Annotated in this window: 12 protein-coding genes and 5 tRNA genes; 15 read left to right on the top strand and 2 right to left on the bottom strand. The window is 38.5% G+C overall.

Annotated features, from left to right (window positions below; translation table 11 throughout):
* The first annotated feature begins 9 nt into the window (after positions 1–9).
* The 14 genes from aas (at position 10) to ACNARN_RS03695 (ending at position 13,480) form a co-directional block, all read left to right on the top strand.
* A complete protein-coding gene (gene aas / locus ACNARN_RS03760) occupies positions 10–2,169 on the top strand; it encodes a bifunctional acyl-ACP--phospholipid O-acyltransferase/long-chain-fatty-acid--ACP ligase (protein WP_198626084.1) in 2,160 nt (719 codons plus the stop codon).
* Positions 2,169–3,368, top strand: a complete 1,200-nt coding sequence (lplT, locus tag ACNARN_RS03755; protein WP_198626085.1) for a lysophospholipid transporter LplT — start codon at positions 2,169–2,171, stop codon at positions 3,366–3,368. Before aas ends, lplT begins: the two co-directional genes overlap by 1 nt.
* A 36-nt stretch (positions 3,369–3,404) precedes the next feature.
* Complete coding sequence (gene pncC, locus ACNARN_RS03750; RefSeq protein WP_198632138.1) at positions 3,405–3,911, top strand: nicotinamide-nucleotide amidase; 507 nt, start codon at positions 3,405–3,407, stop codon at positions 3,909–3,911.
* Positions 3,912–4,018: 107 nt separating this feature from the next.
* Entirely contained in the window at positions 4,019–5,089 is a 1,071-nt protein-coding gene (gene recA / locus ACNARN_RS03745; protein ID WP_099075159.1) for a recombinase RecA, read from the top strand.
* Positions 5,090–5,984: 895 nt separating this feature from the next.
* Positions 5,985–8,612, top strand: coding sequence for an alanine--tRNA ligase (gene alaS / locus ACNARN_RS03740; protein WP_198620974.1), 2,628 nt, complete (start codon positions 5,985–5,987; stop codon positions 8,610–8,612).
* Positions 8,613–8,833: 221 nt separating this feature from the next.
* A complete protein-coding gene (gene csrA, locus ACNARN_RS03735) occupies positions 8,834–9,022 on the top strand; it encodes a carbon storage regulator CsrA (RefSeq protein ID WP_004244778.1) in 189 nt (62 codons plus the stop codon).
* Between the two features lie 466 nt (positions 9,023–9,488).
* Positions 9,489–9,581 (top strand) — tRNA-Ser (locus ACNARN_RS03730).
* 9 nt (positions 9,582–9,590) lie between these two features.
* Positions 9,591–9,667: transfer RNA gene (locus ACNARN_RS03725), tRNA-Arg, on the top strand.
* Between the two features lie 89 nt (positions 9,668–9,756).
* Positions 9,757–9,833: transfer RNA gene (locus tag ACNARN_RS03720), tRNA-Arg, on the top strand.
* 55 nt (positions 9,834–9,888) lie between these two features.
* Positions 9,889–9,965: transfer RNA gene (locus ACNARN_RS03715), tRNA-Arg, on the top strand.
* A 51-nt stretch (positions 9,966–10,016) separates the two neighbouring features.
* A tRNA-Arg gene (locus tag ACNARN_RS03710) sits at positions 10,017–10,093 on the top strand.
* A gap of 185 nt (positions 10,094–10,278) precedes the next feature.
* The gene (gshA, locus tag ACNARN_RS03705) at positions 10,279–11,859 is read left to right on the top strand and encodes a glutamate--cysteine ligase (RefSeq protein ID WP_109374403.1); all 1,581 of its coding nucleotides are present in this window, start codon (positions 10,279–10,281) and stop codon (positions 11,857–11,859) included.
* Positions 11,860–12,021: 162 nt separating this feature from the next.
* The gene (gene luxS, locus ACNARN_RS03700) at positions 12,022–12,537 is read left to right on the top strand and encodes an S-ribosylhomocysteine lyase (protein ID WP_109374402.1); all 516 of its coding nucleotides are present in this window, start codon (positions 12,022–12,024) and stop codon (positions 12,535–12,537) included.
* Between the two features lie 193 nt (positions 12,538–12,730).
* Positions 12,731–13,480 carry a hypothetical protein gene (locus ACNARN_RS03695; RefSeq protein ID WP_198626086.1) on the top strand — a complete coding sequence of 250 codons (750 nt, stop codon included), beginning with the start codon at positions 12,731–12,733 and terminating at the stop codon, positions 13,478–13,480.
* A 44-nt stretch (positions 13,481–13,524) separates the two neighbouring features.
* On the opposite strand, the gene ACNARN_RS03690 is transcribed toward ACNARN_RS03695, so the two are convergent.
* The gene (locus ACNARN_RS03690) at positions 13,525–14,799 is read right to left on the bottom strand and encodes an HlyC/CorC family transporter (protein WP_196534253.1); all 1,275 of its coding nucleotides are present in this window, start codon (positions 14,797–14,799) and stop codon (positions 13,525–13,527) included.
* A gap of 34 nt (positions 14,800–14,833) precedes the next feature.
* Positions 14,834–15,634 (bottom strand): cytochrome C assembly family protein, encoded by an 801-nt coding sequence (locus tag ACNARN_RS03685; RefSeq protein ID WP_069367097.1) that lies wholly within the window; start codon positions 15,632–15,634, stop codon positions 14,834–14,836.
* Between the two features lie 173 nt (positions 15,635–15,807).
* Between ACNARN_RS03685 and ffh the strand changes: the two genes are divergently transcribed.
* Complete coding sequence (gene ffh, locus ACNARN_RS03680) at positions 15,808–17,169, top strand: signal recognition particle protein (protein ID WP_023580979.1); 1,362 nt, start codon at positions 15,808–15,810, stop codon at positions 17,167–17,169.
* Positions 17,170–17,279 lie beyond the last annotated feature (110 nt).

Below are 17,279 nucleotides of genomic sequence, written 5' to 3'. Positions count from 1 at the left end.
GATATGGATATGATGTTGATAGCGTTTTTTAAAACACTATTTAAATTCTTATTTAGAATAAGAATTGAAGGACTTGTTAATCAGTTTTCACAATATGAAAAATGTATAATTACACCAAATCACACTTCTTTTATTGACGGTATATTATTACGTTTATTCCTGCCTATTAATCCTGTATTTGCTGTTTATACCTCTGTTGCTTCTGCAAAAACGACAAGATGGTTAGGTCGTTATGCCGATATCGTACCTTTAGATCCCGCTAACCCAATGGCCGTGCGTCAGTTAGTTAAAGAAGTGGATAAAGGCCGCCCAGTTGTGATTTTCCCAGAAGGAAGGATCACTGTAACAAATGGTTTAATGAAAATTTATGAAGGTGCTGCTTTTATTGCCGCAAAATCAGGCGCTAAAGTTGTTCCTGTTAGAATTGAAGGGGCTGAATTCAGCTATTTTTCACGAGTACGTAAAAGCTTACGAGTAAAGTCTCAATTCTTTCCTAAAATCACCATCAAGGTGCTTCCTGCTGTTGATTTGCCGATGCCAAAAGCTGAAAAATCTTCTGAGCGTCGCCGATTAGCGGGTGAAGCCATGCGTGACATCATGATGGAAGCCATCATGCAAACACGTCCTAATATCACGCTGTATGAAGCATTTTTACAGGCAATGTCTCAATATGGTCGATTTAGCCCGCTAATTTCTGATATCAACCTAAAAGAAGATTCTTATCAAGGATTACTGAAAAAAACGTTAGGGATCAGTCGATTGATTGAGCGCTACACTGAACCTAAAGAGCGTATAGGCTTATTGCTTCCAAATACAACAGTAACTGCGGCTGCACTATTAGGTGCAACAATGCGTCAACGTGTTGTGGCAATGCTAAACTACACGGCAGGTAGTTTAGGTGTACAAAATGCGATGAAAGCCGCATCAATCAAAACCATCTTTACATCACGCCAGTTTCTAGAAAAAGGGAATTTATTACATATTCCTGAGCAAACCCCTGAAGCTAATTGGATTTATCTTGAGGATCTAAAAGATACTGTCACCAGCGAAGATAAACGTTGGGTAATTAAACATCTTATTACGCCTAAAAAAGCGATGTTACCGCAAGATGCACATGATGCAGCCGTTATTCTATTTACATCAGGCTCTGAAGGTACGCCTAAAGGTGTTGTTCACAGCCATTCAAGTTTATTGGCTAACGTTGATCAAATTCGTGCTATTGCTGATTTTTCTCCGAAAGACAAATTTATGTCAGCATTGCCGTTATTCCATGCATTTGGTTTAACTGCTTGCTTGCTAACTCCAATTTGCTTGGGCGCACGCGTTTTTCTTTATCCAAGCCCGTTACACTATCGAGTTGTACCTGAATTAGTCTATGACCAAAACTGTACGGTGTTATTTGGTACATCAACCTTTTTAGGAAACTACGGAAAGTTTGCCCATCCTTATGATTTTGCCAGAGTTAGATATGTGGTTGCTGGGGCTGAAAAGCTCTCTGAATCAACGCGTGTTTTATGGCAAGAGAAATTCGGTATTCGTATTTTAGAAGGTTATGGCGTAACAGAATGCGCACCTGTTGTGTCAATCAACGTACCTATGAGTGCCAAAGCTCATACAGTAGGGCGCTTATTGCCGGGTATGGAAGGGCGTTTAATTCCAATGAGTGGTATTACCGAAGGCGGTAGATTACAACTTCGTGGTCCTAACGTAATGATGGGATACTTACGTGTAGAATCACCTGAAAAATTGGAAGTCCCTGTCGCAACCAATGCTGACGGTATTGACGAAGAAGGTTGGTACGACACTGGTGATATTGTTGCTATTGATAGTGAAGGTTTTTGTACTATTAAAGGGCGTGTAAAACGTTTTGCAAAAATTGCGGGTGAAATGGTTTCTCTTGAAGGTGTTGAGCAACTTGCACGTAAAGCCTCTAAAGGTGAACACGCTGTTGTGACAATAAGTGATAAACGTAGAGGCGAATCATTAGTTCTGTTTACAACCGATAAGCAATTAGATCGTAGTACGCTATCAGCATTGGCAAAATCGGAAGGTGTTGCTGAAATTGCTGTACCAAAGGATATTCGTTTTATCAAAGAAATTCCTGTTTTAGGAAGTGGGAAAACGGATTTTGTCTCATTGAAAAAACTTGCTGAACAGGAAAATAACTAATGTCAGAGAATATTAGTCAGCCCCCCTTAATGAGTAGAGGAATGAAAGCGGTATTGATATCGCAATTTCTTTCTGCTTTTGCTGACAATGCATTATTGTTTGCGATCCTCGCTCAGTTTAAATCGGCGCTTTACCCTGAGTGGAGCCAACCTGTTTTACAAATGGTATTTGTGCTGGCTTTTATTCTTTTAGCACCTTTTGTTGGGCAGTTTGCTGATCGTAATCCTAAGGGTAGGGTAATGCTCAGTGGGAACCTTTTAAAATTCGTAGGTGCATTTCTTATCTGTGTCGGCTCAGATCCTTTCCTTGGTTATGCTCTAGTGGGAATTGGTGCTGCTGTTTATTCTCCTGCTAAATATGGCATTTTAGGCGAACTTACCGATGGTGAACGCTTAGTAAAAGCTAATGGTTTAATGGAAGCATCAACGATTGCTGCTATTTTATTAGGTTCAGTGATTGGTGGTTTGCTCTCAGATTGGAGCATTGTGCTTGCATTAGGTGTTTGCGCTGCAATGTATGCTTTAGCGGTATTTGTTAACTTTAGTATACCCAAATTATCAGCGGCTCAAATCGGGCGAGGTTGGAACATTAAAAAAATGTTCACACAGTTTCTTGAGGCAACGCGTACCTTATGGGCTGATAAAGAAAGTCGTTTTTCTTTAGTGGGAACCAGCATGTTTTGGGGCGCAGGGGTTACATTGCGTTTTTTACTTGTTCAGTGGGTACCTATTGCTCTAGGTATGACTGATAATACGACACCGACTATATTAAATGCGATGGTTGCCATTGGTATTGTAGTCGGTGCGGGGCTTGCCGCTAAATTTGTAACACTGAAAACAGTACGCCGCTGTATGCCTGCCGGTATTTTAATTGGTCTTGGTGTTGTTTACTTTTCATTGCAAACCTCAATTATTCCATCTTACCTAATTCTTATCATCATCGGTGTTTTTGGTGGTTTCTTTGTCGTGCCATTGAATGCGCTATTACAAGACAAAGGAAAGCACAGTGTAGGTGCTGGTAATGCTATTGCTGTACAAAACCTAGGTGAAAATACGGCAATGCTATTAATGCTTGGATTGTTCTCACTGGTGACGAGCATTGGTGTCTCTGTCGTTGCTATCGGAATTGGGTTTGGTGCTATTTTTGCCATAGCAATTGGTGGTCTATGGTTATGGGATTGCACCAGAAAGAAATCTTAAACAGTGAGATTTAGAATAGAGGTTAGATGAACCTTAATGATAAATTACGATGAAATGACCCGCCTAAGTATTGAGGTGGGTAAAGCGTTACTTGAAAAGAAGAGCACGATAACAACCGCTGAATCTTGCACTGGCGGATGGATTGCGAAAGTTATCACTGATATTGCAGGAAGTTCTGAATATTATCACCGTGGCTTTGTAACATATAGCAATGAAGCAAAGCATGAAATGATAGGCGTTGATGAACAAACTTTGCTTAAATACGGCGCGGTGAGTGAGGAAGTCGTTCTTCAAATGGCTAAAGGGGCACGAATAGCCGCTAATGCAGATTTTGCAGTGTCTGTTAGCGGTATTGCAGGCCCTGGTGGTGGTAGCGAAGAAAAACCCGTTGGTTTAGTTTGGTTTGGCTTTGCAATGAAAACACCAACAGGTATTCAAACTACGGCAAAACACTGTATATTCAGTGGTTCACGAGAGCAGGTAAGAGCGGCATCTGTTATTTTTTCTTTAAAATCAATCCTTAAAGAAATTATTAATAATTAACTTGATACTGTATGATTATACAGTATAATGAATTTCAACAAGCAAAATCATATACGTTTTAATGGTAGTGACCCATATTTATGCTTCACTGCCCAGAGGGAGATAACATGGCTATTGATGAAAACAAACAAAAAGCATTGGCCGCAGCACTTGGTCAAATTGAAAAGCAATTTGGTAAAGGGTCTATCATGCGTCTGGGCGAAGATCGTTCCATGAACGTTGAAACCATCTCTACAGGTTCTTTATCATTAGACGTTGCTTTAGGTGCTGGTGGTTTACCACGCGGCCGTATTGTTGAAATCTATGGCCCAGAATCTTCTGGTAAAACAACGTTAACTCTACAAGTTATCGCTGCTGCTCAACGTGAAGGCAAAATTTGTGCATTCATCGATGCTGAACACGCTTTAGATCCTATCTACGCTAAAAAACTAGGTGTAGATATTGATAACCTGCTATGTTCTCAGCCTGATACAGGTGAACAAGCCTTAGAAATTTGTGATGCGTTATCTCGTTCTGGTGCTGTTGATGTTATCGTTGTTGACTCCGTTGCTGCCTTAACGCCAAAAGCAGAAATTGAAGGTGAAATCGGTGATTCGCACGTTGGTTTAGCAGCTCGTATGATGAGCCAAGCCATGCGTAAATTAGCGGGTAACCTGAAAAACTCCAACACATTGCTTATTTTCATCAACCAAATTCGTATGAAAATCGGTGTTATGTTTGGTAACCCAGAAACTACAACAGGTGGTAATGCACTTAAATTCTACGCATCTGTTCGCTTAGATATTCGTCGTATCGGTTCTGTTAAAAACGGTGATGAAGTTGTTGGTAGTGAAACACGCGTTAAAGTGGTGAAAAACAAAATTGCAGCGCCATTTAAACAAGCTGAATTCCAAATTATGTATGGTGAAGGTATCAATACCTTTGGCGAATTGATTGATTTAGGTGTTAAACATAAATTGGTAGAGAAAGCTGGCGCATGGTACAGCTACAATGGTGAGAAAATTGGTCAAGGTAAAGCCAATGCAACAACTTACCTGAAAGAACACCCTGAAATGTATGATGAGTTAAACACTAAATTACGTGAAATGTTATTAAATCATGCAGGCGAATTTACTAGCGCAGCTGATTTTACTAACGATAGTGATAATGCAGCAGATATTGAAGAAACAGAAGAATAATTTTTTTCCAATGTCTAAATTGAATGTGTATTAAAACATATTACGATTATCGTAGTTGTAAACCACTAGTCAATTAATGTGATTTAACTCACTTAAAAAAGGAAGCTCTAAAACGGCTTCCTTTTTGCTGTATGTCGTATTTTTTGTTCAAAAGAGAGTTAAAATTAGTCTTATTTTGCTTTCTTCCCCTAAAAAATAGCCTTTAACACTACTTTATTTAATATAACGATATTTTTTACTAACCTATTTTTTACAGTTGTATGAAATTTTATATAGTGAAATTTTGGTGATATATCCTTGCTAATAAATAATGCAAATAAGAATCATTACGATAGTCTGGTTGCACCAGATAATAAATAATTGAGATATAAAGATAAATATATTCAATATATTTGGATCTAATTTAAATTGTATTTAAAGGTTTGTTGAGATGTAAGGTGAATTTTATACTGATAAGCGCTTTTATTTTAGTAAGTTATCGTGCTCTTAATATCTTATTTAAGTAATAATGCTTATGTGTTTATTACTAATTGCTATGAGAAAAAGAGATTATCCAGAGAAAATAAACGTATAAAGAGTAACTCCACAAAAAAGCAGTAATAGCAAATACTTTTTAATAATTACAAAATGAAAATACTTTAAGTTATTAACATTTCCCAAGATAATTGCTCTTAAATAGAGAAAAGTCCCATTCTCAGATAACAATCCCACTTTCAGAAAAAAACTAGACGATTTACAATGTCAACACGAATAAGTTTATCGGGGGTTTTACTTCTGACAGAAGAAATTCTATCTTATCCCTACTTATGTATTCGTTGGCTAAGTAGAGGTAACAATAAACCTCCTCTAACTAGATTTCTAATTTCTGTTTTTCCAGCTTGATTTCGGGATAATTATGAGCAAAAGCACCGCTGAGATCCGTCAGGCGTTTCTCGACTTTTTTCATACTAAAGGACATCAAATAGTACCTAGCAGTTCTTTGGTTCCAAATAACGATCCAACATTGCTGTTTACAAACGCAGGGATGAACCAATTCAAAGATGTATTTCTTGGATTGGATAATAGACCTTATTCCCGAGCGACAACCGCGCAACGCTGTGTGCGCGCTGGTGGTAAACATAACGATTTAGAAAATGTGGGTTATACCGCTCGTCACCATACCTTTTTTGAAATGCTAGGTAATTTCAGTTTTGGTGACTATTTCAAACATGATGCAATCAATTTTGCTTGGGAATTATTAACAAGCAAAGAGTGGTTCAACTTACCTAAAGAAAGACTTTGGGTAACGGTATATGCCACAGATGATGAAGCTTATGATATTTGGAATAAAGAAATTGGTATTCCAGCAGAAAGAATAATCCGTATTGGTGATAACAAAGGGGCACCATTTGCATCAGATAACTTCTGGCAAATGGGTGACACAGGCCCTTGTGGACCTTGTACTGAAATATTTTATGACCATGGTGACCACATTTGGGGCGGACCTCCAGGCTCACCAGAAGAAGACGGCGATCGCTATATTGAGATCTGGAACATCGTTTTCATGCAATTTAACCGTCAATCAGATGGCACAATGGATCCATTGCCAAAACCATCGGTTGATACAGGAATGGGATTAGAGCGTATTACCGCTGTTTTACAGCATGTAAACTCTAACTATGACATTGATTTATTCCGTTCTTTAATTAAATCAGTTGCACAAGTGACTAATGCAACAGATTTAGAAAATAAATCATTACGTGTTATTGCCGATCATATTCGTTCTTGTTCATTCCTTATTTGCGATGGCGTTATCCCTTCTAATGAAGGCCGTGGCTATGTTCTGCGTCGTATTATTCGTCGTGCAGTACGTCATGGTTATATGCTTGGCGCTAAAGATACCTTCTTCTATAAGTTAGTAGCTCCATTAATTGATGTTATGGCAGAAGCGGGTGAAGAATTAAAACGCCAACAAGATATCGTTGAAAAAGTATTAAAAACGGAAGAAGAGCAGTTTGCTCGCACGTTAGAACGTGGTCTGCAATTATTAGATGAAGAGCTTGCTCAATTAACAGATGACGTTCTTCCAGGTGAAACCGCTTTCCGTCTTTATGATACTTATGGTTTCCCTCTTGATTTAACTGCCGATGTTTGTCGTGAAAGAAATATCAAAGTTGATGAAAAAGGCTTTGAAGTCGCGATGGAAGAGCAACGTAAACGCGCTCGTGAATCCAGCGGTTTCGGTACTGACTATAATAGTTTAATCAAAGTGGATAGTCGCAGTGAGTTCTCTGGTTATGAGCATGATGAACAGCAGGGCACAATTACCGCTATTTTCCATAACGGACAATCAGTCACTGAATTAAAAGCAGGTGAAGAAGGTATTATCTTCTTAAATAAAACCGCATTTTATGCAGAGTCTGGTGGTCAAGTTGGTGATAAAGGTGTTCTAACAGGTAAAGATAGCCTGTTTGAAGTCACAGATACGCAAAAATACGGTAAAGCTATTGGTCATATTGGTAAAGTTAACGTAGGGTCGTTTATTGTTAACCATAAAATCAATGCAGCCATTGATACTGCTCGCCGTGATGCTATTCGTTTAAATCACTCTGCGACGCATTTATTACACGCAGCATTGCGTCAAGTTCTGGGTACGCATGTTACGCAAAAAGGTTCTTTAGTTAACGATAAATATCTGCGTTTTGACTTTTCTCATTTTGAAGCTGTTAAACCAGAACAATTACGGGAAGTTGAAGATATTGTAAATGCGCAAATCCGTCTTAACTCACCAGTTGTCACTGAGTTAATGGATCTTGAAGATGCGAAAGAAAAAGGTGCGATGGCACTCTTTGGTGAAAAATACGACGAACGAGTTCGTGTTTTAACTATGGGTGACTTCTCTACTGAGCTTTGCGGTGGTACTCACGCTTCTAGAACGGGTGATATTGGTTTATTCCGCATTGTCAGTGAGTCAGGTACTGCGGCTGGTATTCGTCGTATTGAGGCGATTACGGGTATTGCAGCAATTGAGAGTATTCATGAACAATCAGATCTCATCTCTCTTGTTGCACAAGTTCTAAAAAGTGATGGTACAAACTTGGTCGAAAGAATCAAAACAGTCCAAGAAAAACATCGTTTATTAGAAAAAGAACTCCAACAACTAAAAGATCAGCAAGCTGCCCAAGAGAGTTCCTCTTTAGGTAGCCAAGCTAAAAACGTGAAAGGTATCAAACTTTTAGTTCGTGAGCTTAATGGTGTTGAGCCAAAAATGTTAAGAACAATGGTTGATGATTTAAAAAATCAATTAGGTTCTGCAATTATTGTGCTTTCTACTATTTCTGATGGTAAAGTGAGCTTAATTGTTGGGGTCACTAAAGATTTAACTGCTAAAGTTAAAGCGGGTGAGCTAATTAGTTTTGTAGCACAGCAAATTGGCGGTAAAGGTGGCGGTCGCCCTGATATGGCTCAAGCTGGTGGTACTGACGTTGAAGCCTTACCTGCTGCTTTGGCAAGTGTTGACGAGTGGGTTGAATCGCATCTGTAAGCGATAGCAACCTGAAAAAAGGCGCTATCCCTGTTTGTATCGGGATAACGCCTTATAGAGATATTGATAATCCGTTAAATAATCAATCACTAAATTTATATTTTGTTATGAAGTATGAGTTACTTGTGATAAATAATGATTATACGAATTGACAATGTATGATGGATAATGGCCGGGAAATTCTAGAGACCCGACTCTTGTAAATTTTCAAGGAGCAAAGAATGCTTATTCTAACTCGTCGAGTTGGTGAAACGCTTATGATAGGCGATGATGTGACCGTAACCGTTTTAGGGGTTAAAGGTAATCAGGTACGGATTGGCGTAAACGCACCCAAAGAAGTATCAGTCCATCGTGAAGAGATCTATCAACGAATTCAGGCCGAGAAAACTCAGCCTACTGATAACTACTAAATCAATTCCCATTTTTTAGTCAGTTACAATTCATTCGTAAGCGTCCACACTTTTGCCGGGTTTGGGCGCTTTTCTCTTTATAAGACTTTTGATTCCTATCTTTGTTCCTATCTTCGTTCTCCTTGAACTGTATTTATTATTGCACTATCCGTTTATTCTGATTGACAGAATTGAAAGTCTTTTTACCTCTAATCATTCGCTTCACAATTATTTGATGTGTGAATGAATTTATTTACTAAGAGAATAAAATACTTGAATGATTTTTCATCAGCGATATCATTGTGTTTAGAACTTTTTTAGCCAATCTTGATGATAAACGCATCAGTTTGTTTGTGAAGTGTTCAAACAAACGTATATTCGTAAAAAGTTGAGAAAAATTGTTTGACTTCTTAGGCTGAGAAAGTAATATGTGCGCCACACAGAGACGAGATGTTCAGTAAGAACTTCTTCGAGTGGTTCTAAATATGGTGAGATGGCCGAGAGGCTGAAGGCGCTCCCCTGCTAAGGGAGTATGCGGTCAAAAGCTGCATCGAGGGTTCGAATCCCTCTCTCACCGCCATTTAGATTTGCATCCTTAGCTCAGCTGGATAGAGTACTCGGCTACGAACCGAGCGGTCGGAGGTTCGAATCCTCCAGGATGCACCATATTCCAACCCCATGATTAATGTATGGGGTTTTTATTTTGGTGCAAATGGTGAATAATTTGCATTAAAAGCGTAAAGTATTAAAACGGCGCATCCTTAGCTCAGCTGGATAGAGTACTCGGCTACGAACCGAGCGGTCGGAGGTTCGAATCCTCCAGGATGCACCATCTCATTACTCAGATTGCTAATTGCAATATGAGCAGCTAGAAAAGTAACTACGATGCATCCTTAGCTCAGCTGGATAGAGTACTCGGCTACGAACCGAGCGGTCGGAGGTTCGAATCCTCCAGGATGCACCATCTTTTATTAGATCTCTTTAGTTTATTATTTCTAGCAAAAACGTCAGACCCGCATCCTTAGCTCAGCTGGATAGAGTACTCGGCTACGAACCGAGCGGTCGGAGGTTCGAATCCTCCAGGATGCACCATCTTAAAAGCCTCGCTTATTGCGGGGCTTTTTGCTTTCTACCATTCTATTATTTTTCATAATATTACGTCTTTGTTTAGCACCAACTAACAATGCTAACATCATCTAATCAGCGACAATTTAGTGACTTTGCGATAAAGTAACTCCTATCTATTTACTAACATCAATCAACGCGGGAGGTCACCTTTGATCCCGGACGTATCAAAAGCGCTTTCTTGGTTGGAAGCACACCCTAAAGTTTTATGTGGCATCCACCGTGGTATAGAGCGTGAAACTTTAAGAGTTACGCCAGAAGGCAATTTAGCATCAACAGAGCATCCTATTTCATTAGGTAAATCATTAACTCATAAATGGATCACAACTGATTTTGCTGAGTCTCTATTAGAGTTTATTACACCTGTTGATGATAACATTGCACATACCTTGCATTTTTTAGGTGATTTACACCGCTATACAGCTCGTCACTTAGATAATGAACGTATGTGGCCTATGAGTATGCCTTGCTTTATTGAAGCCGAAGATAAGATTACCTTGGCTCAATTTGGTACCTCTAATGTTGGGCGTTTTAAAACACTCTATCGTGAAGGGCTTAAAAATCGTTATGGCGCGTTAATGCAAACTATTTCAGGTGTGCATTACAACTTCTCACTGCCTATCGAATTTTGGCAAGCATGGGCAAATGTAAAAGATGAAGAGAGTGGGAAAGAGGCGATTTCTGATGGTTACTTACGTCTTATTCGTAACTATTATCGCTTTGGCTGGATCATTCCATTCTTCTTTGGTGCATCACCGGCAATTTGTGGATCTTTCTTAAAAGGAAGAGAAACAAATCTACCATTTGAAAGCACTCCTAAAGGGGCGAAGTATTTACCTTATGCAACTTCATTACGTTTAAGTGATTTAGGGTATACCAATAAATCTCAAAGCGATTTAGATATCACCTTTAATCATCTTGAAACGTATGTCAAAGGGCTGAAAAAAGCGATTCATAAGCCTTCTGAAGAGTTTGCTAAATTAGGTGTTAAGAAAAACGGTGAATATATTCAGTTAAACACCAATGTGTTGCAGATTGAAAATGAACTCTATGCGCCTATTCGTCCTAAACGCGTGGTTAAAGGGGATGAATCACCTTCTGATGCGTTATTACGTGGTGGTATTGAATATATCGAAGTTCGTTCACTTGATATCAATCCATTTACGCCAATTGGTGTTGACGAAACTCAAATTCGCTTCCTTGATTTATTCCTGATCTGGTGTGTATTAGCTGATGCTCCAGAGATGAGCGCCTCTGAATTAGCGTGCTGCCGTTCAAATTGGAATAACGTTATTCTAGAAGGACGTAAGCCAGGTCAAGTTATTGGAATGGGTTGTGGTGAAAGAAAAGAGCCATTAGCGCAAGTGGGTAAAGCCTTATTTGCTGATTTAGAACGTGTTGCTAATGTTCTTGATTGCTGTTCAGGCACTAAATATATGGAAGTTTGCGTTAAGTTAGAAGAAATGTTTGATAATCCTGAATTAACTTTCTCTGGCAGACTTTTAGATAAAATTAAAACGCAAGGTATTGGTGGTTTCGGCTTGTCTTTAGCTGAAGAATATTACCAAGAATTAATTAAAACACCTTATGAAACGTTAACCGATGAAGCTTTTGATCATGAGAGAATTTCATCCATAAAACGTCAAGAAGAGTTAGAAAAGAGTGATACCATTTCTTTTGATGAGTATTTGAAGATCCATGCGGGGACAAACACCGATAACGTGGCTTCCTAAACTTAGATAGAAAAAAGCCACACTAAGATTTGTGTGGCTAAAAAATTCTATAGAGAAATAGGGATGATAACAATTTGCGCGTATTCATTACTAAGACCAGGCTACTTGCAGAAAGTTTCATTTTTTCTTAAAAATATTTAAATTTTTCTTAGGAGGTTTTTTATGCCTTTATTGGATAGCTTTACTGTTGACCATACACGTATGTCAGCACCTGCTGTACGCGTTGCTAAAACAATGAAAACGCCATCAGGTGATACCATCACGGTATTTGATTTACGTTTTACTGTGCCAAATAAAAAAGCCATGCCTGAGAAAGGAATTCATACTCTAGAGCATCTGTTCGCTGGATTTATGCGTAACCATCTTAATGGTGATGGTGTTGAGATAATTGATATTTCCCCAATGGGATGCCGTACAGGCTTCTACATGAGCTTAATTGGACAACCTGAAGAGCAACGTGTAGCTAATGCATGGAAAGCGGCAATGGAAGATGTTTTGAAAGTAAAAGATCAAAACCATATCCCAGAACTGAATGTGTACCAATGTGGTACCTATGAAATGCACTCACTGACAGAAGCACAAGATATTGCACGAGATATTTTATCTCATAGTATTGGCATTAATCATAACGATGAATTAGCACTACCTGAAGAGACTTTAAAAGAGCTACATATTTAAGTCACTGCCACTTCATAAAATTAGGGGACAATAGATCAAGAAATTCGCATCCTGATTTATTGTCTCTTTTTTATTTTTATCTCCTTTATTATTTTTCTTTTCTCTACTCCATTGTTTTATTTTCTTATCTTCTTATATTGTTAGCACAGTAATGGATTAAATTTATGCTTAATACACGGAGTACACTTTTGTTATGGAAAATCGCAAATTCTCATCACCTAAATTAGTGTTAGAGTTTTTTGTTCGAGAATTTTATTTTGTAGGTAAAGGCACATTGCGTACCCAATTTCCTAAAGATGCCTTTTTCTATCAAGGACGTTCTAAAGCACTTGAATATCGTTACTTTGAACGAGTCCACAAAAAGTATGTTAAACGCTCTCAGTGTGAACCAGAGCTTATTATCAAGCCTGATTTATTATTGCTATCGTCTGAACTCAATACTGAATTATTTGCCAAAATCATTAAACCACAAACAAATACCATAATAAAAATAAGTGGTGATTATCTTTATAAAGAAAAAGAAGAAGAGCAATATCATTGGTATTTTCAACAAGATAAAATTAAAACAAACAGTTATAGTGGCGATAATTCACAGTTAAAATATGAAAATATTTGTAGCTTAGCACCTCATCATTTTAATATTGAAGCGATAAACGGTGAGGAGGCGCTTATTACTAATTTTCCACGCAAGTCCCTTTCTCTTACTTTGAATAAAGGAGAAACTGCGTGTTTTATTTGTCGGCGTGAAGAGTATGGTGCTGATTATTCTTATCAGCCTGCATTAAACTTAGTTATGTGGGTCAAAAATCATGGTTTCTATTCTGATTATCAACAATTAAAACCTGCAAAATTAATACAAGAGCAAGCGATAGAACCTTTCTATATGAAACCCGCCAGAGAGTTTGATTTTCGTAATAGCAAATTACGATTTGAGCTAGGATAAACAGTAGAAAATAAGCGCCTTAGAAGGCGCTTATTTTGTATTCATTAATGATGTGGGATTGAAAGGTGGCGAATTAATGCCTTTTTAATGACGTTATCTTGAACTTCAAGTATTTCAAATTCGTAGTCACTCACTTTTATTTTATTACCTACAACAGGTAAGTCTCCCAACTCTTCAATAATGACGCCGTTGATCGTTCGAGCTTCATCTTCAGGTAAATGCCAACCAAAAGCTTTATTGATATCTCGAATGTTTGTTGTACCATCGACTAATAATGAACCGTCTTTTTGAGGAATAACTTCTTCAGCTAAAGATGGGGACATCGAGGTAGTAAAGTCACCAACAATCTCTTCAAGAATATCTTCAACAGTGACTAAACCTTGAATCTCACCATATTCATCAACCACAACACCCGCTTTTTCATTATTACGCTGGAAGTTGACGAGTTGTAGGTTTAATGGTGTGCTTTCTGGAATAAAGTAGATTTTATCGGCCGCTTTCATCAGAATTTGCTTAGTAAATTCTTTTTTCTCTGTCATTAAGCGATAAGCTTCTCGTACTCGTAACATACCAATTGCATCGTCGAGAGTGTCACGATAAAGCACAATTCGACCGTGTGGAGAATGAGTTAATTGTCTTACGATAGATTTCCATTCGTCATTGACGTCGATACCAAAAATCTCATTTCTTGGTACCATAATATCGCCAATCGTCACTTTTTCTAAATCTAAAATCGACAGCAACATGTTCTGATTTCTTTGCGAAAGCTTTGATTTAGATTCATTAACGATAGTTCTCAATTCTTCTTTTGAGACTGCATTTCCCTGTATTATTGGGGATTTGATACCAAAAATACGCATGAGTATTAATGTGATTTTATTAAAAAACCAAACAATAGGCAGCATCATTTTTTGCAAAGGAGAAAGAATAACACTACTTGGATAAGCAACGCGCTCTGGATAAAGTGCCGCGATTGATTTTGGAAGCACTTCAGCAAAAATAAGGATAATAAAGGTCAGCACACCCGTGGCTATTGCTACACCTGCATCACCATATAAACGCATACCAACAATGGTAGCTAGTGCAGACGCAACAATATTAATCAGATTATTGCCAATCAATACTAAACTAATCAATCTGTCAGGACGTTGTAATAATTTTTCCACACGTTTTGCAGAGCGATTTCCTTGTTTTGCAGCATGACGAAGACGATAGCGATTAATCGTCATCATACTGGTTTCAGTCCCAGAAAAATAAGCTGAGGCAATAATCATACATACAAGTATGATAATGAGCGTAGTTGTCGACACATGCTCCAAAATTGAGATCCTTTTGCTACCCTAAAATAGAAAATTAATTAAGCACTAACTCTTGTAATAAACGATTACCGAAAAAAGCTAATGTCAAAATAATAGCGCCAATCAAATTAAAGATAATGACTTTCTTTCCTCTCCATCCTTCTCGGAAATGTCCCCATAATAAAATGATGTAAACAAACCAAGCAATGATAGAGAAAATAGATTTATGGATATTTTCTTTACCAAAAATATTATCCATATACACCAAACCTGTACATAAGGTCAGTGTCAGCAATACGACACCTACTTGTGTGATATGAAACATTTTACGCTCAATTGACATTAATGGTGGCATTTGAGGTGAGAATTTTAGTTTCTTATTTTTTAGTTGATAGTCGAGCCAACTAAGTTGTAAAGCATATAGAGCGGCAATTAACAGTGTGGCATAGCTTAATAAAGCCAGCCCAATATGAATAAAGAGTGATGTGCTACTTTCAAGATGTGTAACAAATTCACCCGGCATCAGCGCTGCAATAACAAGATTGACTATTGCGAAACAATAAACAATAGGCAGCAAGAACCATGCACGGCCACGAGAAGCCACAATCGTCATGATAACGCAGACCATCAGGCTCACAATCGCACCTAGATTGGTGAGTGAAAGATTTTGTCCGCTGTGGGGGCGGAAAATTAAAAATTTTAATGAAATGGCATGTGCAATAAGTGCAATTACCGCAAATAGTAGAGCTAATCCGCGGTATCCATTCTGCTCTTTTCGTAACAGACCGGGCAAAAACAGCACCAGACTGAGTAAATAAGCGCAGACAGCGACGATAGAGATTGATATAACGGGCATAGTTTCGCTTACATATATTGTTTGAATAACTTCCTAGTATAGCGCTAGGAGCATACGGCTCCAACTATTGAAGTCATTAAGCTTAAATCTCTATGCAGAGATCCGCGAGTCATCGTGATATAATCGGTGGCATACATGACCGATAAGCCCAACTTTAACACTGAGCTAAGATAATGTTTGAGAATTTAAGTGACAGACTATCGCGCACATTGCGCAATATAAGCGGTCGAGGAAGACTGACCGAAGAAAACATCAAAGAGACACTGCGTGAAGTACGTATGGCTTTATTAGAAGCTGACGTTGCCTTACCTGTGGTTCGTGATTTTATTGCGCGCGTCAAAGAGAGCGCAGTAGGGCATGAAGTTAACAAAAGCCTGACACCAGGTCAGGAGTTTGTGAAGATTGTTCAAAATGAACTCGTCAATGCGATGGGGGAAGTGAATACTGACCTTGATCTATCAGCGCAACCGCCAGCTGTTGTGTTAATGGCAGGTTTGCAAGGTGCCGGTAAAACAACCAGTGTCGCAAAACTAGGTAAATTCTTAAAAGAGAAAAAGAAGAAAAAAGTTCTTGTTGTTTCTGCTGACGTTTATCGCCCAGCAGCGATTAAACAGCTTGAAACGTTAGCCGAAACGGTTGGCATTGATTTCTTCCCTTCAACTGTTCAAGAAAATCCAGTCACAATTGCAAGTAATGCATTAAAACATGCACAACTTCAATTCTATGATGTATTGCTGGTGGATACGGCAGGTCGTTTACACGTAGATGAAGGCATGATGGAAGAGATCCAACTTCTCCATAAAGCCATTAATCCAGTTGAAACCCTGTTTGTTGTTGACGCCATGACGGGTCAAGATGCGGCAAATACAGCAAAAGCATTCAATGAAGCATTGCCATTAACAGGGGTTGTATTAACCAAAGTTGATGGTGATGCGCGTGGTGGTGCAGCATTATCCATTCGCCATATCACGGGTAAGCCAATTAAATTCCTCGGTGTTGGGGAAAAAACAGAAGCCTTAGAACCTTTCCACCCAGATCGTATTGCCTCTCGTATTTTAGGCATGGGTGATGTTCTGTCTTTAATTGAAGACATTGAAAGCAAAGTTGATAGAGCACAAGCTGAAAAGCTAGCGACAAAGCTTAAAAAAGGTGATGGCTTTGATCTAAATGATTTTTTAGATCAATTAAAGCAGATGAAAAACATGGGCGGCATGGCGAGTATGTTAAGCAAAATGCCGGGTATGTCTCAGGTGCCAGATGCAGTAAAATCACAAATGGATGATTCAATTTTAGTGAAAATGGAAGCGATTATTAATTCCATGACTAAAAAAGAACGCCAAAAACCAGAAATCATCAAAGGTTCTAGAAAACGCCGTATTGCAGCGGGCTCAGGAACACAAGTGCAAGACGTCAACCGTTTATTAAAACAGTTCGATGATATGCAACGTATGATGAAAAAAATGAAAAAAGGTGGCATGGCTAAGATGATGCGTAGCATGAAAGGTATGATGCCACCTGGATTCCCAGGCCGATAAAATCAAAAAGCCTGAAAAAAAACGTGCTTTGGATTGCTTTTTTCGCCAAAGTGAGTAAACTTTTCGGGCTTTTTATATGACAACCGGACTCCGTTCCTCGATGGCGTCTG

This window comes from Proteus sp. TSJ240517, assembly GCF_047921575.1.
Classification (GTDB): Bacteria; Pseudomonadota; Gammaproteobacteria; order Enterobacterales; family Enterobacteriaceae; genus Proteus.
Note: the sequence above shows the minus strand (reverse complement) of the source record. Positions and strands in the feature narration are given on the sequence as shown.